The organism is Streptomyces sp. NPDC017991 (genome assembly GCF_044328075.1).
Lineage (GTDB): Bacteria > Actinomycetota > Actinomycetes > Streptomycetales > Streptomycetaceae > Streptomyces.
The window spans coordinates 757260-780817 of the sequence record NZ_JBIRGP010000003.1 but is presented as its reverse complement, the minus strand read 5'-3'; the positions used below and the strand labels follow the sequence as shown (position 1 = coordinate 780817).

Here is a 23558-nt window from a genome sequence, read left to right as displayed (position 1 = left end):
CTCCCCCGTACCCCTCAGCCGTGCAGCACGGCGTCGTCGACGAACACGTTCATCCGGCAGCCGGCGTCGGTGTGGACCGTGACGGTGACGCGTATGCCGTCCCGGACTCCGCCCAGCCGCATGTCGACCGGCCGGCCCGACCGGACGTCGTCGACCGTGCTCGGGCCGCCGCCGAGCCGCAGGGCGAGCCGGGTCTCCGGAGTGCAGGACTGCATGTCAGGGGCGGCGTCGTCGACCCTGAGGACGAGACGCAGATGCGTACGGACTGGGCCTCCGTCCACCCCCACGACGAGCGTCTCCCCGTCTCGCAGCGGCCGGGTCGGCGTCACCGTGGTAAGACCGGCGACGTCGACCTCCCCGTGGCCGCGCACCTGTTCCACCCAGACCGTCCCGCCCACGGCGAGGGCGACGGACAGCGCGGAGGCAAGGGCCTGGGCCCCGGCGCGCCCCTGTATGCCGACCACCCGCACGAGGGCGATCAGCACCGCGATACCGATCATCAGATAGGGCTGGAGGACCTGGTCGCCCGGCCCCTCGGGAGTCCTCAGCAGGGCGGCGCCGCCGAGGCCGAGGACGACGAAGAACGGCGGCCAGTTCCACACCCGCCAGTTCCGGGCGCCGTCGAGGGTGCTCTGCAGCGCGTCGCCGACGACGAGGCTGACGACGAAGTTGCCGAGCACCTGCCCGACGGCCGTGACCCAGGTACCCTCGCCCCGCACACTGGGGCCCTCTCCCCCAGAGGCCCCCGCAGGGACACCTTCGCGAGCGCCTTCGCGGACTCCTTCGGCGGGTTTGGTCATCTGCCGCTCAAAGGATCGACGCGATCAGCCCGTTCGTCCCGTTCGTCGCACTCACTTTCTCGTGCATGAGGCGGATGAGGCGGATGAGGCGGATAAGAGAGATTGAAATCCCCCTGAACCTGCCCGACGGCGACGGCGTGGCGCCCGGTGGCCGTCACATGAATATCTCCGCCCGGCCGAAGCGCGGCGGCTTTCGCCACCCACCCCTCAAGAGCGGACGCGCTCAGATCACCACCCGCGAGCCAGCGCCCGACGGCCGCTTCCAGCACCTCACGCTCAGCACCAGACAACCGCGCGAGAACGCCTCCCACCCCAGCGCCACCACCCCGCTCACCCTCCCCACCCTGCTCAGCATCCCGCCCCAGGGCCGCATCCAGGAAGGTACGACCGCCCTGCACGACGCTCTCGGCGAGCCGGTCCCGGGCGGTCACGAGCACGGCCGTCCCCATCGACGCGGCCGCGGCGCTCAGAAAGGGAGCCAGCTGACCGGCGGCCGTCATCAGTTCGGACATCTCACCGCTCCGTATCGCGGCGCTCGGCAGCACCAGAACCGCACGACTGGACAAGGATGAACAGGCTTTCGGGAAAGGGGAGTTACCCATTCTGTGCCAGATGCACACCTTAGTCACGGGATCGTCCCACCGAGGGGCATCGACCGGTTTCGTAGGCTGTGCGCAGGAGAACGACCGGTACGCACGCAGGAGAGCAACCACCATGTACTTCACCGACCGCGGTATCGAGGAACTTGAGAAGCGGCGCGGCCAGGAGGAGGTCACTTTCGAGTGGCTCGCCGAGCAGCTGCGCACATTCGTCGACCTCAACCCGGACTTCGAGGTCCCGGTGGAACGCCTCGCAACCTGGCTGGCCCGCCTGGACGACGAGGACGAGGACGACGAGTAACCCCCGCACCCCAGCCCGTCCGGCGCTTGAGGACGAGCACGAAGCACGCCAACCCAGCCGGTCCGGCGCTTGAGGACAAGCGCGAAGCACGCCAACCCAGCCGGTCCGGCGCTTGAGGACGAGCACGAAGCACGCCAACCCAGCCCGTCCGGCGTTTGAGGACGAGCGCGAAGCGCGATTACGGGGGCGAGGGGGCGAAGCCCCCATGCGTGGACGGGAACGGGAAGGGGCGGCGGGGGCGAAAACCCCCAGTCGCGACAGGACGGGACACCCGGCCCGGACGGTCAACGCAAGGTCAATTCGTCCATATATAGCACCAATGAGACCCCACAAACCACCAGAACGAGCACCTTGACTTCCCGGATCCGCGATATATCGTGTCTATCAGAAGACGCGATATGGCGCGTCACGCAACACACCACCCCCGTCCGAGGAGGTCAGCACCATGTCCGAGTGGTCCGTCGCAGAGCCAAGGAAGCTCACATTCGACGAACCGGTGACGGCTCTCCACGTGCGCATCGCCAACGGCACGGTGAACGTGGTGGGCATCGACGAGGGCCCCGCCCGCCTAGAAGTCTCCTCGATAGAGGGACCGCCCCTGATAGTCACCCAGGAGAACGGCACCCTGACGGTCGCGTACGAGGACCTGCCCTGGAAGGGCTTCCTCAAGTGGCTCGACCGCAAGGGCTGGCGCCGCAGCGCGGTGGTCTCCCTGGCCGTACCTGCCCGCACCCGCGTCGAGGTGGGCGTGGTCAGCGCCACCGCCGTGGTCTCCGGCATCGACGGCCGCGCGGTGGTGAAGGGCGTCTCCGGCGACACCACACTCGTGGGCCTCTCGGGCCCGGTCCGCGCGGACACGGTATCGGGGAACGTGGAGGCCCAGGCCCTCACCGGCGACCTCCGGCTCAACTCCGTCTCCGGCGACCTGACCGTCATCGACGGCTCCAGCCCGTCCGTGCGGGTCGACTCGGTCAGCGGCTCCGTGATCGTCGACCTGGACCCGGCCGGTCGGCCGAGTGACATGCGGCTGACCAGCATCTCGGGGGAGATCGCCGTCCGCCTGCCGCATCCGGCGGACGCGGAGGTCGAGGTGGACTCGGCGAGCGGTACGGTCTCCAGCGCCTTCGAGGACCTGCGGATCGACGGCCAGTGGGGCGCCAAGAAGATCACCGGCAGGCTCGGCGCGGGGAACGGCCGCCTGAAGGCGACCACCATCTCCGGTTCGATCGCACTGTTGCGCAGGCCCCCGGCGGAGGACGAACCGTGGGACGAAGGTGTGGATTTCGAGAAGAAGGCGGACGTCGGGGAGGATGAACCGCGGGACACGGCTCCTGCCCCGCCCGGAACCGGACCCGCCTCCGAGACGCCCGCGCCGGCCAGCCTCGCCACCCCCGCTCAACAGGCACCCGCCGACGCCTCGGACGTCACTGATGCCACCGACGCCACCGACGGATCACCCGACGGCCCGACCCACCAGAAGGGGCTCTGACATGGCTCCCGTCTTTGCCCATGGCCGCCTGCGGCTCTACCTGCTCAAGCTGCTCGACGAGGCACCACGCCACGGTTACGAAGTGATCCGCCTCCTGGAGGAGCGCTTCCAGGGGCTGTACGCGCCGTCGGCCGGCACCGTCTACCCCCGGCTGGCCAAGCTGGAGGCCGAGGGCCTGGTCACCCACACCACCGAGGGCGGCCGGAAGGTGTACGCGATCACGGACGCCGGCCGTGCCGAGCTGGCCGACCGGAGCGGCGAACTGGCCGATCTGGAGCTGGAGATCCGCGAATCGGTCGCCGAGCTGGCCGCGGAGATCCGTGCCGACGTACGCGGTGCCGCGGGGGATCTGCGCCGCGAGATGCGTGCTGCGGCGAGCGAGGCACGGCGGGGTTCCACGGGAGCCGGTGCCAAGGCGCACGGCGAACACGAGGGCACGGGCGGCGACTTCACGGACCTCGGGGACAGGGAGGCCTGGCGCGCCGCCAAGGAGGAGATGCGTCGCGTCAAGCAGGAGTGGAAGGAGCAGGCCCGGCGCGCCAAGGACGAGAGCCGGCGGGCCCGCGAGGAGGCCCAGCGGGCCCGGCACCAGGCCAAGGAAACCCAGGAGCGGGTCCGGGTGCAGGCACAGGAGGAGCTCCAGCGCATCGCCAAGCGCGTGCAGGACCAGGTGCAGGACCACTTCACCCGGGGCGACTGGCCGACGGGGGTCCGGGAGGGCCTCACCGAGCTCGCCAAGGAGTTCGGCGATTTCGGCAAGGACTTCGGCAAGGAGTTCGGAAAGGACTTCGGCTTCGGCAGGCCGGGGGCGGGCGCCGGGACGGGCGCCGGGACGGAGTCGCGGAAGCCCGACTACACGGACACGCCTGAGGACTTCCCCGCCGGTTACGAGCCCTCCTGGGCCCATGAGGACTCCACGGGCGACCCCACCCGGGACCTGGACCGCCTGCTGGACCGCTTCCGCGACGACATCCGCGACGCGGCCCGCGATCACGGGGTGACGGAGGAACAACTGCGCGATGCCCGCCGACACCTGTCGTCGGCCGCGGCGCACATAGGTGCGGTGCTGCGGGCACCCAAGGGCTGAGCGACGGTCGAGGCGGTCCGGAAGCGGACCGCCTCACCCCCTCAGCCCGCCTTCGCCTCTCCCCCGCCGTACAGCACGCGCCGCAGTGCCACGTAGGTCACGCCGTGGTCGGCCAGGACCTCCGACGGGACGCCGGGGCGGGCGGCGAGAGCGAGAAGGAGATGCTCGTCACCGATGTGCCGGTCCTGCTGGGCGAGGGCCATGCGCAGGGACTCGGTGAGGACGTCTTTGGCACCGCGCGCGAAGGGACGTCGCTGACCGACGAAGCCGGCCCACCACCCCTTGCCACGCCCACTGTCGTTGCCGTCGCCTCTCCCATCCCCCTTACCGTTCCCGTGGGCCGCCTCCAAGGCGCCCTCACCATGGGCTTCCTCGACCCGGGAGACGATCGCCGAGACGTCGATGCCCAGACCCGAGAGGGCGTCGGTGTCCGCGCGGGAGAGCCCGCCGCGACGGCGTGCCTCGGCCAGAGCCCGCTGGACGGACTCCCTGCGTCCTCCGAGGCCCAGCGACGTCAGGGCGAACGACGCACGGCTGGCCTCGCGGTCGAGGAGCGCCAGCAGCAGGTGCTGTTCCTCGACCGTCTCCGCGTCCAGGCGCTCGGCATGGCCGACCGCGCCGAGGACCACCGCGCGGGCGTCCTTGGTGAACCGTTCGAACATCACTGCCTCCCGTACTTCTTGTGCACGGCCTGCCTGCTGACACCCAGTTCCGCGGCGATCTCCTGCCACGACCAACCCTGATGGCGCGCACTGCGCACCTGCACCGCTTCGAGCTGCTCCAGGAGCCGCCGCAACGCGGAGACGGCCCGCAGCCCGATCCGCGGATCGCGGTCACCCGCGCGCTCGGCGAGATCCGTTGCTTCGGTCATGATGTCAACTTAGATTGACACACAAGGCTTTGTCAACGCCAGTTGACGCCCCAGAGGCATCAGGAGGTGGTCAGCACGACCTTGCCGAAGAGTTCGCCGGACTCCATCCGCGCGAAGCCCTCGCGGGCGCGGTCCAGCGGGAGGACCTCGTCGATGACGGGGCGGACGCCGGTGGCGGCGCAGAAGGACAGCAGGTCCTCCAGCTCGTCCTTCGTGCCCATCGTGGAGCCGACGACCTTGAGTTCGAGGAAGAAGATGCGGGTCAGCTCGGCGTGCGGGGGCCGGTCACCGCTCGTGGCACCCGAGATGACCAGGGTGCCGCCCGGCTTCAGGGACTTGACCGAGTGGGACCAGGTGGCGGCGCCGACCGTCTCGATGACGGCGTCCACGCGCTGCGGCAGCCGGGTGCCGGGCTCCACGGCCTCGACGGCGCCGAGTTCCAGGGCGCGCTTGCGCTTCGCCTCGTCCCGGCTGGTGGCGAAGACGCGCAGCCCGGCGGCCTTGCCGAGCGCGATCGCGGCAGTGGCGACACCGCCGCCGGCTCCCTGGACGAGAACCGAGTCACCGGGTCGTACACCCGCGTTGGTGAAGAGCATGCGATACGCCGTCAGCCAGGCGGTGGGCAGGCAGGCGGCCTCTTCGAAGGAGAGTTCGGCGGGTTTGGGCAGGACGTTCCAGGTGGGGACCGAGACCTGTTCCGCGAAGGTTCCCTGGTAGCGCTCGGTGAGGATGGAGCGTGGCTCCTTCGGGCCGACCCCGTGGCCCGTCTGCCCGATGACGGAGTGCAGGACGACCTCGTTGCCGTCCTCGTCGATCCCCGCGGCGTCGCACCCGAGGATCATCGGCAGCTTGTCCTCGGCGAGGCCGACCCCGCGCAGCGACCAGAGATCGTGATGGTTCAGGGAGGCGGCCTTGACGTTCACGGTCGTCCAGCCGGGGCGGGCCTCGGGAGCGGGGCGGTCACCCGACTCAAGGCCGTTCAGGGGCTGGTCGCGGTCGATACGGGCGGCGTAGGCAGCGAACATGTGCCGACCCTAGGTGGCAGGTGCCTCCGACGGAACCGCCCTCGCCTGTGACACGCGTCCCCCACCGGACCTCGCCCCCACGCGTCCCCTGGCAGCGCCCACACCCCAAAAGATTGCGCAGTTCCCCGCGCCCCCAGAAACAAAAGCCGGGCCCCACCTACCCAGGGGCGCGAGGAACGGCGCGACCAGCCCCCACCCGCCCGCACCCCACACACCACCCCCACCACCCCCCACCCAAGGGGCGCGGGGAACGGCGCGACCAGCCCCCACCCGGCCGCACCCAACACACCACCCCGACCACCCCCACCCCAGGGGCGCGAGGAACGGCGCGAGCAACCCCCACCGACCCGCACCCGACCGCCGGGCGAACCCGCGGCCACCCACCCAGCCGAACCCCCGGCAAAAACCTCCGGGCACAGCTTCGGGCCCCGCCCACATGGACGGGACCCGAAGCCGGCAGCCGGTAAGCCGGAAGCCAGCGGCCGGCAGCAAGTACCCGGCGACCGACCGCCCGCGGCCGGCAGCCGCAGGCCAGAAGGAAACGCCTACCGGCGAGCCACACCCTCCGCCCGCGCCGCCGCGGCAACCGCCGCAGTGACCGCCGGAGCGACCCGCTCGTCGAACGGCGACGGAATCACATAGTCCGCGGCCAGATCGTCCCCCACGACCGCCGCCAACGCCTCAGCCGCAGCGATCTTCATCCCCTCCGTGATCCGGGAGGCCCGCACCTGCAGCGCCCCCGCGAAGATCCCGGGGAACGCCAGCACGTTGTTGATCTGGTTCGGATAGTCCGACCGCCCCGTGGCGACGACCGCCGCGTACTTGTGGGCGACATCGGGATGCACCTCGGGATTCGGGTTCGCCATGGCGAAGACGAAGGCACCCTCGGCCATGGAGGCCACGGCCGGCTCCGGCACCGTACCGCCGGAGACGCCGATGAAGACGTCGGCCCCGGCGAGCGCGGACTCCAGCGAGCCGGAGAGACCCGCCTTGTTGGTCATGACCGCGAGGTCCCGCTTGACCGGGGTCAGATCGTCCCGGTCGACCGACACGATCCCCTTGCGGTCCGCGACGGCGACATCCCCGAGCCCCGCCTCCAGCAGGAACTTGGCGATGGCCACCCCGGCCGCGCCGGCGCCCGAGATCACGGCCCGCAGCTGGCCGAGCGAGCGCCCGGTCAGCCGCGCCGCGTTCCGCAGGGCGGCCAGCGTGACGACGGCCGTACCGTGCTGGTCGTCGTGGAAGACGGGAATGTCCAGCCGTTCCTGCAGCCGCCGCTCGATCTCGAAGCACCGGGGCGCCGAGATGTCCTCCAGGTTCACGCCGCCGAAGGAGGGCGCGAGCCGCACGACGGTCTCGACGATCTCGTCGACGCCCGTGCAGTCCAGCGCGATCGGCACGGCGTCGACCCCGCCGAACTGCTTGAACAGGATCGCCTTGCCCTCCATGACGGGGAGCGAGGCCTCGGGCCCGATGTCACCGAGACCGAGCACGGCGGTCCCGTCCGTCACGACGGCGACCACGGACGACTTCCACGTGTAGTCGTGGACGAGTTCCGGCTGCTCCGCGATGGCCATGCAGACCTTCGCGACGCCGGGCGTGTACGCGAGGGACAGGTCGTCCTTGTCACGGACGGGAACGGTGGCCTGCACGGCCATCTTCCCGCCACGGTGCAGCGCGAACGCCGGGTCGAAGGAATCGAGGGGCTCGGCCCCGCCGTCCTGATCCGTACTGCTGTCGCTGCGAGGATTGACGATCTCCGCTGCCACTTTGTTTTACCCCTTAAGTCTTCATGGTTGAGGGTTGCCGCTCCTGGTGAGGAGCGGGCGGGCACCGCACATGTCCCTGATGACTGTTAAGTACGGAACATGCGCGACGGGCGCGCCGCACACGCGCCCTGAGCCCCGGATGAGGGGTGTAAGGAACCTTCTTACCGGACGGACCGCATCGCGGACGAGTCCATAAAGCGAAGGTCACACGTGGGCGGCCGAAGGTCACACACCGAGGAGCCGGGACCCGCACATCGCGAGGACCCGGGCCCGTATACCGGAGCGCGAAGGTCACATACCGGTGACATACCGACGACATGACTCATGACCGAATACATCGAACAAGCCCACTTCGCGAACAATCCGCCGATAGGCGCCATGGTGTCGTAAGTGCGTGGAAGTGGTCGCTCGCATCCGTGGATCCACCGAAGATCCTCCGGCCCTCACGAAGGTTTTCCGCACATGATCCGGTCGAGCCGGACCGCTTCGGTCCGGTTAGGGGGTCACCCGTTATCCGATTTTGACATGGCGGGCACCCTGAAGGGACGAGTCCGAATGGCAAGATGCCCTAATCACACGAGGTCGCGACACCCGAAGGTGTGTGTTCTCGTCGACCCATCGGCTACTGCCGACCCATCGGCAACTCCACCCACCCGCCGGAGGAACCCACCATGACCGCACGCTCCACCCGTCGTACGACCGCCGCGCAGTCCCGGATAGCCGCGGTCGGTGCGATCGCGGTCGCAGGCGCCCTGCTGCTCACCGGTTGCGGTGACCAGACCAAGGACAAGGACAGCGGCAGCTCGGACACTGCGGATTCCAGCGCCGCCCCGCTGGCCGACAAGCTGCCCAAGGCCGTCCGCGACAAGGGCGTCATCAAGGTCGGCTCGGACATCGCGTACGCGCCGGTCGAGTTCAAGGACGACTCCGGCAAGACGGTGGGCATCGATCCCGATCTCGCCGACGCCATGGGCAAGCAGCTCGGCGTGAAGTTCGAGTTCGAGAACGGCACGTTCGACACGCTGCTCACCGGCCTGCGCTCCAAGCGGTACGACATCGCGATGTCGGCGATGACGGACACCAAGGACCGTCAGGAGGGCGTCGACGCCGAGACCGGCAAGAAGGTCGGCGAGGGCGTCGACTTCATCGACTACTTCACCGCGGGCGTCTCGATCTACACCAAGCAGGGTGCGGACCAGTCCATCAAGACCTGGGACGACCTGTGCGGCAAGAAGGTCGTGGTGCAGCGCAACACGGTCTCGAACGACCTCGCCAAGGACCAGGCGAAGAAGTGTCCGGCCGGCAAGAAGCTCTCGATCGAGGCCTTCGACAACGACCAGCAGGCCCAGACCCGGCTGCGCGCCGGTGGCGCCGACGCCGGTTCCTCGGACTTCCCCGTGGCGGCGTACGCGGCGAAGACCTCGGGCGGCGGCAAGGACTTCGAGGTCGTCGGCGAGCAGGTCGAGGCCGCCCCGTACGGCATCGCGGTCGCCAAGTCGAACACCGAGCTGCGGGACGCTCTGCAGGCCGCGCTCGACGCGGTCATCAAGAACGGCGAGTACGGCAAGATCATCGCGAAGTGGGGCGTCGAGGCCGGCGCCGTGAAGGAAGCCACCCTCAACGGCGGCAAGTGACCGCGTAACCAGCGGCGCTGAAAGGCAACACCGTGACTGTTGACATCGACAAGACGGCCGGCCCCGAGGACACTCCCCCGGGCGGCCCGGAGGCCATCAAGGCCATCCCGGTCCGCCACTACGGGCGGTACGTCTCGGCCGTCATCGCGATCGCGATCTTCGTCTCCATCATCTACGCGTTCGCCCAGGGCAAGATCAACTGGGGGGCCGTACCGGACTACTTCCTCGACGACCGGATCCTCAAGGGCGTCGGCCAGACGATGCTGCTCACCGTGCTGTCGATGGTGATCGGCATCGCGGGCGGCATCCTCCTCGCGGTGATGCGCCTGTCGAAGAACCCGGTGACGTCGTCGATCGCGTGGTTCTACATCTGGTTCTTCCGGGGCACCCCGGTCCTGGTCCAGCTCGTGGTCTGGTTCAACCTGGGCCTGGTCTTCCAGTACATCAACCTCGGTCCGATCTACAAGGACTACTGGTCGAGCTTCATGACGCCGCTGCTGACGGCGCTCCTCGGGCTCGGTCTGAACGAGGCCGCGTACATGGCGGAGATCTGCCGCGCGGGTCTGCTCTCGGTCGACGAGGGCCAGACCGAGGCCTCGCACGCCCTGGGCATGAGCCACGGCAAGACCCTGCGGCGGATCGTGATCCCGCAGGCGATGCGCGTGATCGTGCCCCCCACGGGCAACGAGGTCATCAACATGCTGAAGACGACCTCGCTGGTGTCGGTGGTCCAGTTCGCCGAACTGTTCCGGTACGCGCAGGACATCGGCCAGTCGTCGGGCGCGCCCGTGGAGATGTACTTCCTGGCCGCCGCCTGGTACCTGGTCCTGACCTCGGTGCTCAGCGTCGGGCAGTACTACGTCGAGCGGTACTACGCACGCGGTTCGAGCCGTGCGCTGCCGGCCACCCCGTTCCAGAAGATCAAGGCGAACATGCTGTCCCTGTCCAACCGCGCGGGCGGAGGAGCAAGCGCATGACCGCCAACATGTCCAAGGTGGACTCCGGTTCCGGTAAGCCGATGGTGAAGGCCGAGGGCGTCCACAAGTCCTTCGGCCCGGTCGAGGTCCTCAAGGGCATCGACCTCGAAGTGAGGCCCAGCGAGGTCTTCTGCCTGATCGGCCCGTCCGGCTCGGGCAAGTCGACGTTCCTGCGGTGCATCAACCATCTGGAGAAGGTGAACGCCGGGCGGCTGTACGTCGACGGGGAGCTGGTCGGCTACCGCCAGAAGGGTGACAAGCTGTACGAGCTCAAGGACAGCGAGGTCGCGCTGAAGCGGCGGGACATCGGGATGGTGTTCCAGCGGTTCAACCTGTTCCCGCACATGACGGCGTTGGAGAACGTCATGGAGGCGCCGGTCCAGGTCAAGGGCGTGAGCAGGGCCCAGGCGCGCGAGCGTGCGGGGCAGCTCCTGGAGCGGGTCGGTCTGGCCGACAAGGCGGGCAACTACCCCTCGCAGCTCTCCGGTGGTCAGCAGCAGCGGGTCGCGATCGCCCGGGCCCTGGCGATGGAACCGAAGCTGATGCTGTTCGACGAGCCGACGTCGGCGCTGGACCCGGAGCTGGTCGGTGACGTCCTCGACGTCATGCGCGACCTCGCGGAGTCGGGCATGACGATGGTCGTCGTCACCCACGAGATGGGCTTCGCCCGGGAGGTCGGCGATTCGCTGGTCTTCATGGACGAGGGTGTGGTGGTCGAGTCCGGACACCCGCGGGAGGTCCTGACGAACCCGCAGCATGAACGGACACAGTCGTTCTTGTCGAAGGTGCTTTAGCCGTCCGGCGGGTGCGGTTGCTACGCGGAGGGGCGGTACGGGTTTTCCGTACCGCCCCTCCGCGTTCTTCGGCTGCGGGTCCGGTGGGGGCCGGCCGCGCAGTTCCCCGCGCCCCTGGAAGTGGGGCTACGCCCCGACTTCCAGCCCGACCACCGCCTCTCAGCCCGTCCGGCGTTTGAGGACGAGCGCGCAGCGCGATACGAGGGCGAGGGGGCGGAGCCCCCATGCGTGGACGATGGGGGTCCCCCCGGTCGAGCGAAGCCGAGACTGGGGGAGGGAAGGGGCGGCGGGGGCGAAGGAGAGTCGGCTACCGGACGGCCAGGACAAGCGCGTCGGACGGCGACCGCCACACCTCCCGCGCCTCCGCGAACCCCGCCGCCCGCAGGGCCCCCGCATGCCACGAGGCAGACGGAGTATCCCCGTCCGCATGCTCACCGTAGATTGCGAAGCGCCGCGCCGTCGGCTCGGCGAGCACGGGGTCCTGAGCCGCAAGCTGCCACCACGACGCCCAGTCGAGCACCCCCGCCGCCTTCGCCCCCTCCATCCGCGCATGCCGCTGCGCCCGATCCGCCGCGTTGATCAGCGGAGTCGCCTCGTCGACCATGTGGTCCGCGTTCATGAACACGCCGCCCTCCCGGACGACCCCGGCGACCTGCCCGTACAGGACCGCCAACGGCTCACTGTGCAGCCAGTGCAGCGCGGTCGCGGTCAGGACGGCGTCGTACGACTCGTACGGCAGCAGCGAGACCCACTCGGGGTCCTTGAGGTCCGCCGTGACGAACGCGACCCGCTCGTCACCCGCGAAAGTGCCCTCGGCGATGGTCAGGAGCGCCGGATCGAGATCGACACCGGTACTGACCGCCTTCGGGAACCTTTCGAGGAGCCGGGCCGTGATACTTCCCGTACCACACGCGAGGTCCAGGACCCGTGGCTCGGGGCCCACCAGTGCCTCGACCATGTCGAGCATCACCCGGAACCGCTCTTCCCGGTCCGGCAGGTACCACTCCTGCTGCCGGTCCCAGCTCTCCTGCCACGCCTGCCAGTCGGACCCGAGGGTGGTCGTCATGTACGCCCCTTTCCCCCAGGATGTAATACCCTGGAAGCACCATCAGCCATTACGTGCCCGCACCACGACCATAGAGCGCCCTCGTAAGGACTACAAGTGGAACTGGCCTATTACTCGGATTACGCCGTCCGTCTCGTCAACAGCGAGGAGCCGGCCCGGGGCAAGGACACGCTCACCTCGGTCGATGCCGTCCGGGACCTCTTCGGGGGCAACTCGTCGGCGGCCCGTCGCGCCAACGACTCGGACGTGACCCGCTTCCGCGGCGTACGGGCCCGGCTGCGCGCGGTCTTCGAGGCGGCCGACGGCGGCGACGAGACGCTCGCCGTGGACCTGCTGAACTCGCTGCTGCTGGAGTTCCCGGTCAGCCCGCAGATCTCGGGCCACGACTTCCGGGACGACAACGGCCGCCCGCTGTGGCACATGCACCTGGCGGACCACCCGTCGAACGCGACCGCCGGTTACGCCGCGATCGCCGCGATGGGACTGGCCTTCCACCTCACCGAGTACGGCGTGGACCGCCTGGGCCTGTGCGAGGCGCCGCCGTGCCGCAACGCCTACCTCGACACCTCGACGAACCGCTCCCGGCGCTACTGCTCGGACCGCTGCGCGACCCGGGCGAACGTCGCCGCCTACCGCGCCCGCAAGCGCCTGGAGGCGGACCGGCCGGAGAGCACCGGCCGGGCGGCCGACCACACCCAGCGCGCGACCGCGAACGGCGAGCGCTGACCCTTCTCCGGCGGCCGGTAGCGGAACCGCACCTTCCCGAGGACCAGTTCCTCGGGCACGGTTCCGTAGTCCCTGCTGTCCCCGCCGGCGAACGAGTTGTCGCCGAGCACCCACCAGCCGCCTTCGCGCCGCTCGGCCGCGCGTTTCACGACCAGCAGGTCCTGCTGGAACGGATGGCGCAGGACGACCACGTCACCGGGCCTGACCCTGGCCCCGTACTGCACGACGAGTTGATCTCCGTGCAGCAGCGTGGGCGCCATGGACGGCCCCATCACCTCGGCGGCCCCGAACGGCAGGACGCCCCTCCCGCGCTCGGTCTCCTGCGACAGCTCCGGCATCCCGGCACCTCCCCGGTCCTATCCTCCACGAGTACCAGTCTGACCCTGGACTTTTGTCCTAAGCCCATGGGGGCACTCGCGAAAACCCGTCCCTCACGGAGTAATGTCCCACCTGAGAAGACGATCACGAGGAAGGACAGCTCAATGCTTTCCCGCCTGTTTGCCCCCAAGGTCAAGGTCAGCGCACACTGCGACCTGCCCTGTGGTGTGTACGACCCCGCCCAGGCCCGCATCGAGGCGGAGTCGGTGAAGGCCGTCCAGGAGAAGATGGCCGCCAACGACGACGCGCACTTCCAGGCCCGCGCCACCGTCATCAAGGAGCAGCGCGCCGAGCTCGCCAAGCACCACGTCTCGGTGCTGTGGAGCGACTACTTCAAGCCCCCGCACTTCGAGAAGTACCCGGAGCTGCACCAGCTGGTCAACGACGCCCTCAAGGCCCTCTCGGCCGCGAAGGCGTCGACCGACCCGGCGACGGGCCAGAAGGCTCTCGACTACATCGCCCAGATCGACAAGATCTTCTGGGAGACGAAGAAGGCCTGACCTCGCGTCACGCCCTCTGATCTGCGATCGCTCCGATCGCAGCGCCTTCCTGACCGCACCCGGTCCGCGGGCCGCCGAACACGGCGTCCGTCGCGGTCCGGGTGCGGTCGTTTTCCCCGCCTCGCGCGTACTGATCGTTGTCCATCCTGTGGTCGGTGGAGTATGGAGAACGATGACGCGGGTGGGGTGACGGCATGATCACCGAACTGGCTGCGGAGCGGGCCGCTGACCGCCGGCCGACCGCACGGGAACGATCACGCCCTGCTCGTCCAGCCGACCGGTTCGCCGCCGAGGTGGACCTGCCCGACCAGTTCGACACGGGGCAGACCACCGCGGCTGACAGCCGGTCCGGCGGCCGGCACGCGAGCGCGTTCCCACTCTCGTACGGCGAAGGAGCCCGGACAGGACGCTGTCCGGTCAGGCGGGCACACCTCGCCCGGAGGCCTTGTCGCACGGTGACCTCGGCTCGTCGAGGAACGTGAAGGTGCGTTCGAGCCGGGAGAGACGCAGCACGCGGCGGACCTTGGCGGGGGTGCGGGCGAGCCGCAGTTCGATGCCGCTCAGGCACGTCCGGTTCCTGATGCGGACCAGCAGGCGCAGACCGCCGGCGTCCAGGAAGGTCACCGCGCCGAGGTCCACGACGACACCGGACAGGGCCGGGTCCCGGGGGCGGTCGAGGAGTTCGACCATCCGCGGGAACAGTTCCTGGTCGGCCCAGGCGTCCAGTTCGCCGCGCGGCAGGAGTAACAGCGTGTCTCCCGCCGTCCGGTGGCGCAGGCCGAAGGTGACGTGATGGGTGCCCATGGCCCACCTCAGTGCTCTCTCCAGAGATGACGGCAAACGCGAGGGCGCGGCTGGGGGGACGCGCGGCGGATGCCACCAGGGTCTTGGGCGGCACCGAAGTGATACTCACCATCGTGCCCGGTCACACACGGTCGTACGCCGTACACGGGATGGTTCTTGGTGGTGGGTGCATGGATCGGGCGCCCCCTGCGTCCGCCGTGGCGCAGGGGGCGTGCGCGACGGCTCGTACGGGCCGGCGGCGAAGGAGACGGTGACCGGTCACCGGTCATGCCTCGCGAAGAGCAGCTCGGCGAGAGGCATTCGCCGGGCCGGCCGCTCCCCGCCGACCGGACACGTAGCCGTCCGACACGGCTTCGCGGCTCCGTACGGCGGGCGTGACCATGTCCCTTGCCGACAGCGCGATCCGCCGGTCGCGGTGCCGGAATATTCCACCGTCACAGACGCACCGTAGTCGCGCGATGGCGCCATGTGCTTGGCTGTCGTGTGGAACGAACGACAACCCCTCGGTCCGGCAGCGACACCTGGACACCGGGGGCCGTCCGTTCCGGCTCGGCAGCCCCACCCAGCCAGTCAGGAACCAAGTGATGAGCACCGAACCGCTCGACACCATCCGGTCGCAGGAACTGGCCGCGAACCTGCTCGCCCTGGTCGACGCTCCCGCACGGGGTGAGAGCGAGGAACATCTCCTGCGACGGCTTGCGCGGGTCACGGCCCTCGTGCCCGGTGTGGAGGCGGCCGCCTGCAGTCTGATCGGCCCGGAGGGCACTCCCTGGCGCATGGCCGCGTCGGACGAACGCACTCGCCGGCTGGAGTGCGTCCAGGCCGAGTCGCGGATGGGGCCCCGTCTGGACATCTCACGTGGCAAGGGACCCCTGGCCAACATTCCGATGTCCCACCCGCACAGCCGGATCCGCTGGCCCCGCTTCACCAGCCGTGCCCTGTCCGAGGGCTTCACCGCCGTCACGGCCCTGCCTCTGACACATCGGGACCGGCCCCTGGGCGCGCTCGATCTCTACCACCAGCACGGCCGGCTGGAGCCGTCGGGGCTCCGGTGGGCCCGGCTCCTCGCCGACGCCACGGCCGTCGGTCTGGCCCATCGCGATGTGCTGCGCGACGCGCTCGTCCGGGGCGATCAGCTGCAGAGCGCTCTGAACAGCCGCGTCGTCATCGAGCAGGCCAAGGGCATCCTCGCCGAACGCCTCGACTGCGACCTTCAGGAGGCGTTCGAGCGGCTGCGCGGCCATGCCCGTGCGAAGCGGATGAAGCTCGCCGCCCTGGCCGCCCTGATCGTCGGCGACCCGTCCGGCAGCTCGCCCTTCCCGCGCCGGCACCGAGCTTCCTGACGGCTGTCCGACCCGCTGCGGCCACCGGAGTCGCGGTCCCGCTGCGGCTGATCTCGGCGGCGTCGACCGCGACGCAACCGGTCCAGGGGCGCTGTCAGTGGGCCGTGGGATGCTGAGGGCATGACCACGGAGGACTTGGTCCGACTGCGCAAGGCACGTGACCGGATGGACCGTGAGTACGCCGAGCCGCTGGACGTCCCCATGCTCGCGCGCACCGCGCTGATGTCCCCTGGCCACTTCCAGCGCAGCTTCCGCGCGGCCTTCGGCGAGACGCCGTACGGCTATCTCATGACGCGCCGCATCGAGCGCGCGAAGGCGCTGCTCCGGCGCGGCGACCTGAGCGTCACGGAGGTCTGCTTCGCGGTGGGGTGTACGTCGCTCGGTTCGTTCAGCTCCCGCTTCACGGAGCTGGTCGGAGAGACGCCTAGCGCGTACCGGGCACGGTCGCACGAGCCGGGAGCGGCGATCCCGGCCTGCGTGGCGAAGATGTACACGCGACCGGTGCGCCGGGCGGCGGCCAAGCCTCTAGCGTGAGGCCATGGACCTCAAAATCGCGCAGTGCTTCATCTCGGTCGACGACCACGACCGGGCGCTCGCCTTCTACCGTGACGTGCTGGGCCTGGAGGTCCGTAAGGACGTCGGTTTCGAGGGCATGCGCTGGGTCACCGTCGGCCCCCCGCTCCAGCCGGACGTGGAGATCGTCCTTGAACCGCCCCTGGCCGATCCGAACGCACCGGAGGCGGACCGGCGCACCGTGGCCGAACTGCTGGCCAAGGGACTGCTCCGAGGCGTCATCTTCACCACGGAGAACTGCGACGCGACGTACGAACGGCTGCTCGCGGCGGATGCCGACATCATCCAGGAACCGATGGACCAGCCGTACGGAGTCCGTGACTGCGCGGTCCGCGATCCCGCGGGCAACCTGCTGCGCTTCACGCAGCGCAAATGACGGGACCGGCCACCGGTTGGCGGGGGGCGTCGGGTGTCGGGTGTCGGGTGTCGGGTGTCGGGTGTCGGGTGTCGCCGGTCAGGATTCCCGCTTCGCGCCGGGGCGGGACTCCCCGGGCGGCGGCCCCGGCTCGGTCATGAGTACGGGCTCCTCCCCCGCCTCGTAGCTCGCGCAGCGGGGGTTGCGGCAGGGACCGGGGCCCCAGACAGGCACGAAGACACCCAGGGTCTTGTGCCGACGCACGACCGTGTCGACGGACTGCTCGCAGACCGGACAGAGGGACTCATCGCTGGCCATGCCTCCAGAATATTGCGGGAGGAGCCGGGCCGACAGCCGGGCGGCAGCCCCCGAATCAGCGCTTCCTGCGGTACGTCCGCACGATCGCCCCGTTCTTGAACGTACGCACCTCGCCGAGTGTGAACTCACTGATCGCGAAGCCGGAGCCGAACATCGGCATGCCGGTACCCAGCACGATGGGGTACGTCTTGACGACCAGCTCGTCGATCTCGTCGATCAGCTCGCCCGCGATCTGCGAACCACCGCACAGATAGACACCGAAGTCGCCGTCCTCCGCCTTGAGCGCACGGACCTTGCCGACCAGGTCGTCGGCGACGATCTCGACGTTCGGGTCGGGCGACTCCTTCAGCGTGCGTGAGGCGACGTACTCACGCAGATGGGCATAGGGGCTGGTGACATCGATCTGCAGCGCCAGGTCGTAACTGGCGCGGCCCTGTACGACCGTGTCGTACTTCTGGTTCGCCAGGTCGTCGATGCCGAGCGCGCGGCGGCCGTGGGTGGGCAGCGTCTCCGGATACTCGGTCTGGAGGAACTCGAAGAACTCCTCGTCCACGAACGGGATCATCATCGACCCGTCGCCGCTCGGATCACCGATGAAGCCGTCGATCGAGCAGGCGATGAAATACGTGAGCTTTCGCAAGCCGGTCTCTTTCCGTAGGCTGACTAAACCACTCCATTCATAGTGCTTCACTTGTAGTGGTTGCAAGGCGATGACCGACTGCTTCCCCTACGGGACCGAAGTGAGGGAGAGGATTCCGGATGGTGCGCAACCCGCAGCGCCGAGCCGCGCTGGTCGACGCCGGAGTGGAGGTCCTGGCCCGCGAGGGGGCCCGCGGGCTGACCTTCCGCGCGGTGGACGCCGAGGCCGGGGTGCCGGTGGGCACCGCCTCGAACTACTTCACCGGCCGCGACGACCTGCTCCGGCAGATCGACGCCCGGCTGCACGAGCGACTGGCCCCGGACCCGGAGGTGCTGGCCGAGCTGCTGAAGGCACCACGGAACCGCGCGCTGATCACGGCCTTCATGCACGACCTCATGGCCCGCGCCCAACGCGACCGCACGGGCTACCTGGGCCTCCTGGAAATGCGCCTGGAGGCCACGCGCCGCCCCGAGCTGCGGGCCTCGTACACGAAGACCATCCGCGCCGACCTTGAGTACGGCATGGAGTTCCACCGCGCCGCGGGACTCCCTGGCGGCGACGAGACCGTGACGATCCTCTACGTCGCCATGCTCGGCCTGATCCTGGAACACCTGACCCTGCCGGGAGTACTGGACGGCGTACTCCCGGGCGTGAGCGTCCCGGACGGCCTGGTGGAACGAATCGTCGACACGATCGTCCCCCGCCCTTAGGAGCGCGGGGAACCGCGCGACCAGCCCCCACGGCGCCGCACCCGAAGAACCGCCCTAGTCACGGAGCGGCTCGCGCAACGGTTCGCGCCACATCGGCCACATCGCAGGCCCCGCGGGCAACGCGACCGCCCGGCCCGTGAAGGCGAACCCGAGCCGCTCGTACAGCCCCCGACTCCGCACCCCGCTCGCCTCCAGGTACGCGGCCAGCCCCTCCCCGTCACACCGTTCGAGCACATGCTGGATGAGAGCCGTCCCGAGCCCCTCCCCCTGCCGGTCCGGCCTGACGGCGATCATCCACAGATATTCGTGGGCCGCGTCCGCCGGATGCGCCTCGGCGGTCAGCCGGGCGATCAGTTCGACGCGTTCGTTGCCGGGATCGACGGCCTCACGCAGTTGAACCGGCCCTTCCTCGTCCTCCTCGGGCGCCCCCGCCGGTATCGACAGCCACAGCGCGCAGGCCGAGCCGTCCTCCGTGACGTCCACGTACCCCGCGTCGAGCACGATGTCGAGGAAGGCCCCCATCAGCAGCGGATGCTTACGCCGCCGGTGGTCCGCGTCGGGAAAGACCCAGCCGCTCACCGGGTCGTCCTGGAAGGCCTCGTCCAGGAGCCGTGTCACGTCCTCCCGGTCGACCTCGCCCGCTCTTCGGATCGCCACGCCCATGTCCCGCCCCTTCGCCTCAACGGCCCCTGTCCATATGGCCGTTGCAGCCTAGGCGATCACCCGGGCGAGGGGTGGCGGGTCCCGCGCACCGTGGGGATGCGCGGGGCCCGCCGAAACCGGAACCTCTCCGCCCCGCCGCGCCGTCAGGTGCCGCACGCGACAGAGAGTTCCGGCGTCTCAGACGGCCCTCCTCATGAGGTTCGCCGGGTCACGAACTCCGCCAGCGACAGCAGGCCTTCCGCCGCCTCCGGGTCCGGGACCGCACGGGAGAGATGGCCCAGGGCCCGCGCCATCCGGTCGGCCGCCTGGATCTGGGCCCACTCGCGACCGCCCGCCCGCTCGACGGCGAGGACCGTGCGCTCCAGATCGCCGTCGCGGTAGGGAGCCCGGTACAGCTCGGCGAGTTCGGCCGCGGCCGGGGTGCCGGAGGCGAGTGCCGCGACCACCGGGAGGGACTTCTTGCGGGCCATCAGGTCCGCCCCGGCCGGCTTGCCGGTGCGCCCCGGATCCCCCCAGATACCGATCACGTCGTCGATGAGCTGGAAGGCGAGCCCGGCCTCGCGCCCGAACGCGTCCAACGCCGCGACATCCGCGTCGTCCGCGCCCGCGTACAACGCCCCCAACGCGCACGCGCACCCCAGGAGCGCACCGGTCTTGGCCTCGGCCATGGCCAGCACCTCGTCGAGCGTGATGTCGTCGGGAGCACGACGCTCCATCGCGGTGTCGGCCTGCTGGCCCGCGCAGAGCTCGACGACACAGCCGGCGAGCCGCGCGGACGCCGCCGCGGACGCCGGATGGGGATCCTCGGCGAGCAGCCGGTGCGCCAGCGCCTGCAGGGAGTCCCCCGCGAGGACCGCGTCGGCGTCACCGAACACGGCCCAGGCGGTGGGCCGGTGCCTGCGGGTGGTGTCCCGGTCCATCACGTCGTCGTGCAGCAGTGTGAAGTTGTGCACCAACTCCACCGCGGCGGCGGCCCGTACGGCCGTCGTCCGGTGCCCGCCGAGTGCTCCGGTCGCGGCCAGTACGAGCGCGGGCCGGATGGCCTTGCCCGCGTTCCCCGCCGCCGGAGTGCCGTCCGCGTGCTCCCACCCGAAGTGGTGGAGCGCGACCCGGCGCATCGGGCCGGGCAGCGACTCGACGGCCCGGCGCAGTTCCGGTTCGACCGAGACCCGGGCCCTGTCGAGGAGGGTAGCCGCCTCCTGTCCGTCGGGCGAGCCGTGCGGCCCGGCAGGTGCCGGCCCCTGCTCGGGGACGGCCCCTCCCACCGCGGACAACGGGCTCTGCCGCCTCTCCGTCCGTACCTCCGTACGCGTCCCCGTGCGCGTGTCCGTCATGAAGTCACCCATGGGTCCGCCTCGAAGGTCGCACTGCCGGTGGCGGTTCCGCCGAAGCCGGCGCGTACCCCTGTGGTCCACCCGGTCCGGCGGACGGGGACACGGCACGCGGTGCGCCGGAGGTCCCGGAGGTCACCGCCAACGGCCGATCTCGACGTTCTCCAGGACGCCGAGCGCGTCGGGCACCAGGACCGCGGCCGAGTAGTACGTCGTCACGAGGTACGACATGATCGCCTGCTCGCTGATGCCCATGAACCGCACGGACAGGCTCGGCTCGATCTCGTCCGGGATGCCCGCCTGCTGGAGTCCGATGACTCCCTGCTCCGCCTCGCCCGTACGCATGGCGATGATCGACGTCGTCCTGGCCTCGGTCACCGGGATCTTGTTGCACGGGTAGATCGGCACTCCGCGCCAGGTGGGGATGCGGTTGCCGGCCACGTCCAGGGTCTCCGGGACGAGGCCCCGCCTGTTCAGCTCACGGCCGAACGCGGCGATCGCCCGGGGGTGGGCGAGCAGCAGCTTGGTGCCGCGCCGCCTGGTGAGCAGTTCGTCGAGGTCGTCCGGGCTCGGTACGCCGTCGTGCGGCTGGATCCGCTGGTCGTACTCGCAGTTGTTGAGCAGCCCGAACTCCCGGTTGTTGATGAGCTCGTGCTCCTGGCGCTCCTTCAGCGCCTCCACCGTGAGCCGCAACTGCTGCTCGGTCTGGTTCATGGGCTGGTTGTAGAGGTCGGCCACGCGGGTGTGGATGCGCAGCACGGTCTGGGCGACGCTGAGTTCGTACTCCCGTGGCGCCGCGTCGTAGTCGACGTACGTCCCCGGGATGGCGGGCTCCCCTGTGTGGCCGGCCGCGAGGTCGATCTCCTTCTCGCCGTACTTGTTGGCGCGCTGGTGCGGGATCGCCCGCAGTTGCGCGAGGTGCTCACGCAGCGACTCGGAGCGCTCCGCGATCGTGTCGAAGTGTGTGCGGGGCAGTGCGAGGACCGTGCACGCGGTGGTCGCGCGGGCCGTGTACTCCCAGATGGCGTCCGGGTCGAGGATCGCCTGGTCGCCGAAGTAGGCGCCGTCCGCGAGCGTTCCGAGCTCCGCGTCGTCCCCGTACGGGCCCGTGCCGATCTTCTCGACCCTGCCGTGGGCCAGCAGGAACACCTCGTCGGCCGGGCTGCCGAAGGAGGCGAGCACGCCGCCCGGCTCGAACTCCCGCTGTTCGCAGCGCGCGGCCAGCTCGGCGAGCACCTCCTGGTCCTCGTAGGTGCGCAGCGCCGGCAGTTCGCCGAGCTCCGCCGGAATGACCTGGACGCGGTCACCGGTCTTCACGAAGGTGACGCGGCCGTCTCCCACGGAGTAGCTGAGCCTGCGGTTCACCCGGTACGTGCCGCCCTGCACGTTCACCCAGGGCAGCATGCGCAGCAGCCACCGTGAGCTGATCTCCTGCATCTGCGGTACGGACTTGGTGGTCGTGGCCAGGTTCCGCGCCGCGGATGTGCCGAGACTCTTCTGCGGCTGATCCTGGTCAGCGCGGATCTCTTCGCCTACCGACATGAAAATGTCCTCCCCATCGTGCAACGAGCGTGGCGCCCACACTTCCATCACGGACCGTGCTGGTGCCATTACACGAAAGAGGGGGAATGGATCTTCGCGAAGCGGGGCATACTGCGGGCGCCCGATCGGGCCGGGGAGCCCGGGCGGCCCAGTCCGACGGGTCCGCGGGCCGTTCCGACCGGGAACTCCAAGATCGGGCGGCCCGTTGAACAGGCACGACGCACGACGACGGAGGAGACGGCCATGGCAGGCTTCCTGGACCGCGCGAAGGAACAAGCACAGCGCGGTCTCACGCAAGGCAAGCAGAAGATCGACGAGGTCCAGGCGCAGCGGACCGGCGGCGATCTGCTGAAGACCCTCGGCGCGGCCTACCTCGCGGAGCGGCGCGGCAGCGGCTCCCCGCAGGCCACGCAGCAGGCGCTCCAGGCGGTGGAGAGCCACATCGCGACCCACGGGGACGGCTTCCTGCGCGCCTAGGGCCCGGCACGCGGCACCTGGCCTTGCGAACAGGTGGTCGCCGCACGGGAGTTGCGGGTACAAGCAGCGGTACGAGGCGGCCACGGCGGGTGGCCGTCGCGCCCTGTGAGGAGGCGGCCATGGCCTCACCCATGTCCGCGGGCAGCTTTCTGAGCCGGCTCAAGGCGGAGGGGATCACTGTCGTCGAGGTCGGCGACTGGGAGCATCACAACCGCAACCACAAGGGGCCGTGGGGCCCGGTGCACGGCGTGATGATCCATCACACGGTGACGTCGGGCAGTCAGCGCACGGTCGAGATCTGCCGTGACGGTTACAGCGGGTTGCCGGGCCCGTTGTGCCACGGTGTCATCACCAAGGACGGCCGCGTCCACCTCGTCGGTTACGGCCGCTCCAATCACGCGGGACTCGGTGACGACGACGTCCTGCGCGCGGTCATCGCCGAGACGGCCCTGCCGTCGGACAACGAGGCGAACACCGACGGCAACCGCCATTTCTACGGCTTCGAGTGCGAGAACCTCGGCGACGGCGAGGACCCGTGGCCCGAGGCCCAGCTGACGGCCGCCGCGCGGGCCGCGGCGGCGATCTGCCGCCACCACGGCTGGACGGAGCGTTCGGTGATCGGCCACCTGGAATGGCAGCCGGGCAAGATCGACCCCCGCGGCTTCACGATGGCCGCCATGCGGACCCGCGTCCGCGCCCTCCTGCGGTGACGGCAGGGCCGCCCTCGCGGGGCCGCGGCTGACGGGGCGGTGTCGGCGCAGCCCGCGTGTCGCTCGGACGCGTGTC

The 23558-nt window shown here is 69.9% G+C and carries 28 protein-coding genes; 14 read left to right on the top strand and 14 right to left on the bottom strand.

Going from position 1 to position 23558, the window contains the following annotated elements; genetic code table 11:
• Nucleotides 1-14: 14 nt before the first annotated feature.
• A complete protein-coding gene (locus tag ACH4DZ_RS12005; protein ID WP_398286908.1) occupies nt 15-719 on the bottom strand; it encodes a hypothetical protein in 705 nt (234 codons plus the stop codon).
• A gap of 77 nt (nt 720-796) precedes the next feature.
• On the bottom strand, nt 797-1312 hold the full coding sequence (locus ACH4DZ_RS12000) for a hypothetical protein (protein ID WP_398286907.1): 516 nt from the start codon (nt 1310-1312) through the stop codon (nt 797-799).
• A gap of 202 nt (nt 1313-1514) precedes the next feature.
• On the opposite strand from ACH4DZ_RS12000, the gene ACH4DZ_RS11995 reads away from it, so the two are divergent.
• From ACH4DZ_RS11995 to ACH4DZ_RS11985, 3 genes are all read left to right on the top strand, one after another.
• The gene (locus tag ACH4DZ_RS11995) at nt 1515-1700 is read left to right on the top strand and encodes a DUF6104 family protein (RefSeq protein ID WP_362086406.1); all 186 of its coding nucleotides are present in this window, start codon (nt 1515-1517) and stop codon (nt 1698-1700) included.
• Nucleotides 1701-2145: 445 nt separating this feature from the next.
• Nucleotides 2146-3189 (top strand): DUF4097 family beta strand repeat-containing protein, encoded by a 1044-nt coding sequence (locus ACH4DZ_RS11990; RefSeq protein WP_398286906.1) that lies wholly within the window; start codon nt 2146-2148, stop codon nt 3187-3189.
• Between the two features lies 1 nt (nt 3190).
• Nucleotides 3191-4276 carry a helix-turn-helix transcriptional regulator gene (locus ACH4DZ_RS11985; protein ID WP_398286905.1) on the top strand — a complete coding sequence of 362 codons (1086 nt, stop codon included), beginning with the start codon at nt 3191-3193 and terminating at the stop codon, nt 4274-4276.
• 41 nt (nt 4277-4317) lie between these two features.
• Here the strand turns inward: ACH4DZ_RS11985 and ACH4DZ_RS11980 are convergent, their stop codons facing one another.
• The 4 genes from ACH4DZ_RS11980 to ACH4DZ_RS11965 form a co-directional block, all read right to left on the bottom strand.
• Nucleotides 4318-4938, bottom strand: a complete 621-nt coding sequence (locus ACH4DZ_RS11980) for a Clp protease N-terminal domain-containing protein (RefSeq protein ID WP_398286904.1) — start codon at nt 4936-4938, stop codon at nt 4318-4320.
• Nucleotides 4938-5147: a helix-turn-helix domain-containing protein gene (locus tag ACH4DZ_RS11975; RefSeq protein ID WP_148010429.1), complete on the bottom strand. Its 210-nt coding sequence runs from the start codon at nt 5145-5147 to the stop codon at nt 4938-4940. The genes ACH4DZ_RS11980 and ACH4DZ_RS11975 overlap by 1 nt, the downstream gene beginning before the upstream one ends.
• Before the next feature lie 59 nt (nt 5148-5206).
• Nucleotides 5207-6172, bottom strand: a complete 966-nt coding sequence (locus ACH4DZ_RS11970) for a zinc-binding dehydrogenase (RefSeq protein WP_398286902.1) — start codon at nt 6170-6172, stop codon at nt 5207-5209.
• A 545-nt stretch (nt 6173-6717) separates the two neighbouring features.
• A complete protein-coding gene (locus ACH4DZ_RS11965) occupies nt 6718-7941 on the bottom strand; it encodes an NADP-dependent malic enzyme (protein ID WP_107021358.1) in 1224 nt (407 codons plus the stop codon).
• 671 nt (nt 7942-8612) lie between these two features.
• Here ACH4DZ_RS11965 and ACH4DZ_RS11960 point away from each other — a divergent pair.
• The 3 genes from ACH4DZ_RS11960 to ACH4DZ_RS11950 are packed head-to-tail and all read left to right on the top strand — an operon-like array spanning nt 8613 to nt 11346.
• Nucleotides 8613-9575 (top strand): ABC transporter substrate-binding protein, encoded by a 963-nt coding sequence (locus ACH4DZ_RS11960; protein WP_398286901.1) that lies wholly within the window; start codon nt 8613-8615, stop codon nt 9573-9575.
• Nucleotides 9576-9607: 32 nt separating this feature from the next.
• Complete coding sequence (locus ACH4DZ_RS11955) at nt 9608-10552, top strand: amino acid ABC transporter permease (protein WP_398286899.1); 945 nt, start codon at nt 9608-9610, stop codon at nt 10550-10552.
• Nucleotides 10549-11346 (top strand): amino acid ABC transporter ATP-binding protein, encoded by a 798-nt coding sequence (locus ACH4DZ_RS11950; RefSeq protein ID WP_398286898.1) that lies wholly within the window; start codon nt 10549-10551, stop codon nt 11344-11346. Before ACH4DZ_RS11955 ends, ACH4DZ_RS11950 begins: the two co-directional genes overlap by 4 nt.
• A 307-nt stretch (nt 11347-11653) precedes the next feature.
• On the opposite strand, the gene ACH4DZ_RS11945 is transcribed toward ACH4DZ_RS11950, so the two are convergent.
• The gene (locus ACH4DZ_RS11945; protein WP_398286897.1) at nt 11654-12412 is read right to left on the bottom strand and encodes a class I SAM-dependent methyltransferase; all 759 of its coding nucleotides are present in this window, start codon (nt 12410-12412) and stop codon (nt 11654-11656) included.
• 96 nt (nt 12413-12508) lie between these two features.
• On the opposite strand from ACH4DZ_RS11945, the gene ACH4DZ_RS11940 reads away from it, so the two are divergent.
• Nucleotides 12509-13138 carry a CGNR zinc finger domain-containing protein gene (locus ACH4DZ_RS11940; protein WP_398286895.1) on the top strand — a complete coding sequence of 210 codons (630 nt, stop codon included), beginning with the start codon at nt 12509-12511 and terminating at the stop codon, nt 13136-13138.
• Here ACH4DZ_RS11940 and sodX read toward each other — a convergent pair.
• The gene (gene sodX / locus ACH4DZ_RS11935; RefSeq protein ID WP_398286894.1) at nt 13042-13476 is read right to left on the bottom strand and encodes a nickel-type superoxide dismutase maturation protease; all 435 of its coding nucleotides are present in this window, start codon (nt 13474-13476) and stop codon (nt 13042-13044) included. The two genes, ACH4DZ_RS11940 and sodX, sit on opposite strands and share 97 nt — an antisense overlap.
• A 144-nt stretch (nt 13477-13620) precedes the next feature.
• Between sodX and sodN the strand changes: the two genes are divergently transcribed.
• The gene (sodN, locus tag ACH4DZ_RS11930) at nt 13621-14016 is read left to right on the top strand and encodes a superoxide dismutase, Ni (RefSeq protein ID WP_030790542.1); all 396 of its coding nucleotides are present in this window, start codon (nt 13621-13623) and stop codon (nt 14014-14016) included.
• A gap of 417 nt (nt 14017-14433) precedes the next feature.
• Here sodN and ACH4DZ_RS11925 read toward each other — a convergent pair whose 3' ends face one another.
• Nucleotides 14434-14820: an STAS domain-containing protein gene (locus ACH4DZ_RS11925; protein ID WP_398286893.1), complete on the bottom strand. Its 387-nt coding sequence runs from the start codon at nt 14818-14820 to the stop codon at nt 14434-14436.
• A gap of 584 nt (nt 14821-15404) precedes the next feature.
• Here ACH4DZ_RS11925 and ACH4DZ_RS11920 point away from each other — a divergent pair.
• From ACH4DZ_RS11920 to ACH4DZ_RS11910, 3 genes are all read left to right on the top strand, one after another.
• Nucleotides 15405-16163, top strand: a complete 759-nt coding sequence (locus ACH4DZ_RS11920; protein ID WP_398286891.1) for a GAF and ANTAR domain-containing protein — start codon at nt 15405-15407, stop codon at nt 16161-16163.
• 120 nt (nt 16164-16283) lie between these two features.
• On the top strand, nt 16284-16697 hold the full coding sequence (locus ACH4DZ_RS11915) for a helix-turn-helix transcriptional regulator (RefSeq protein WP_210889873.1): 414 nt from the start codon (nt 16284-16286) through the stop codon (nt 16695-16697).
• 4 nt (nt 16698-16701) lie between these two features.
• Entirely contained in the window at nt 16702-17112 is a 411-nt protein-coding gene (locus ACH4DZ_RS11910) for a VOC family protein (protein ID WP_398286889.1), read from the top strand.
• A gap of 78 nt (nt 17113-17190) precedes the next feature.
• Here ACH4DZ_RS11910 and ACH4DZ_RS11905 read toward each other — a convergent pair whose 3' ends face one another.
• A complete protein-coding gene (locus ACH4DZ_RS11905) occupies nt 17191-17409 on the bottom strand; it encodes a hypothetical protein (RefSeq protein WP_398286888.1) in 219 nt (72 codons plus the stop codon).
• A gap of 55 nt (nt 17410-17464) precedes the next feature.
• Nucleotides 17465-18049, bottom strand: a complete 585-nt coding sequence (locus ACH4DZ_RS11900) for a dihydrofolate reductase family protein (protein ID WP_398286886.1) — start codon at nt 18047-18049, stop codon at nt 17465-17467.
• Nucleotides 18050-18168: 119 nt separating this feature from the next.
• On the opposite strand from ACH4DZ_RS11900, the gene ACH4DZ_RS11895 reads away from it, so the two are divergent.
• Nucleotides 18169-18759, top strand: a complete 591-nt coding sequence (locus ACH4DZ_RS11895) for a TetR/AcrR family transcriptional regulator (RefSeq protein WP_398286884.1) — start codon at nt 18169-18171, stop codon at nt 18757-18759.
• 54 nt (nt 18760-18813) lie between these two features.
• Here the strand turns inward: ACH4DZ_RS11895 and ACH4DZ_RS11890 are convergent, their stop codons facing one another.
• The 3 genes from ACH4DZ_RS11890 to ACH4DZ_RS11880 form a co-directional block, all read right to left on the bottom strand.
• Nucleotides 18814-19422 (bottom strand): GNAT family N-acetyltransferase, encoded by a 609-nt coding sequence (locus ACH4DZ_RS11890; protein WP_398286883.1) that lies wholly within the window; start codon nt 19420-19422, stop codon nt 18814-18816.
• A 191-nt stretch (nt 19423-19613) separates the two neighbouring features.
• Nucleotides 19614-20756, bottom strand: coding sequence for a family 2 encapsulin nanocompartment cargo protein polyprenyl transferase (locus ACH4DZ_RS11885; RefSeq protein ID WP_398286882.1), 1143 nt, complete (start codon nt 20754-20756; stop codon nt 19614-19616).
• A 132-nt stretch (nt 20757-20888) separates the two neighbouring features.
• Nucleotides 20889-22295 (bottom strand): family 2B encapsulin nanocompartment shell protein, encoded by a 1407-nt coding sequence (locus ACH4DZ_RS11880; RefSeq protein WP_398286881.1) that lies wholly within the window; start codon nt 22293-22295, stop codon nt 20889-20891.
• 243 nt (nt 22296-22538) lie between these two features.
• Between ACH4DZ_RS11880 and ACH4DZ_RS11875 the strand changes: the two genes are divergently transcribed.
• Nucleotides 22539-22772, top strand: coding sequence for a hypothetical protein (locus ACH4DZ_RS11875; RefSeq protein ID WP_149511585.1), 234 nt, complete (start codon nt 22539-22541; stop codon nt 22770-22772).
• A 119-nt stretch (nt 22773-22891) separates the two neighbouring features.
• Nucleotides 22892-23482: an N-acetylmuramoyl-L-alanine amidase gene (locus tag ACH4DZ_RS11870; protein ID WP_398286879.1), complete on the top strand. Its 591-nt coding sequence runs from the start codon at nt 22892-22894 to the stop codon at nt 23480-23482.
• Nucleotides 23483-23558: the final 76 nt, after the last annotated feature.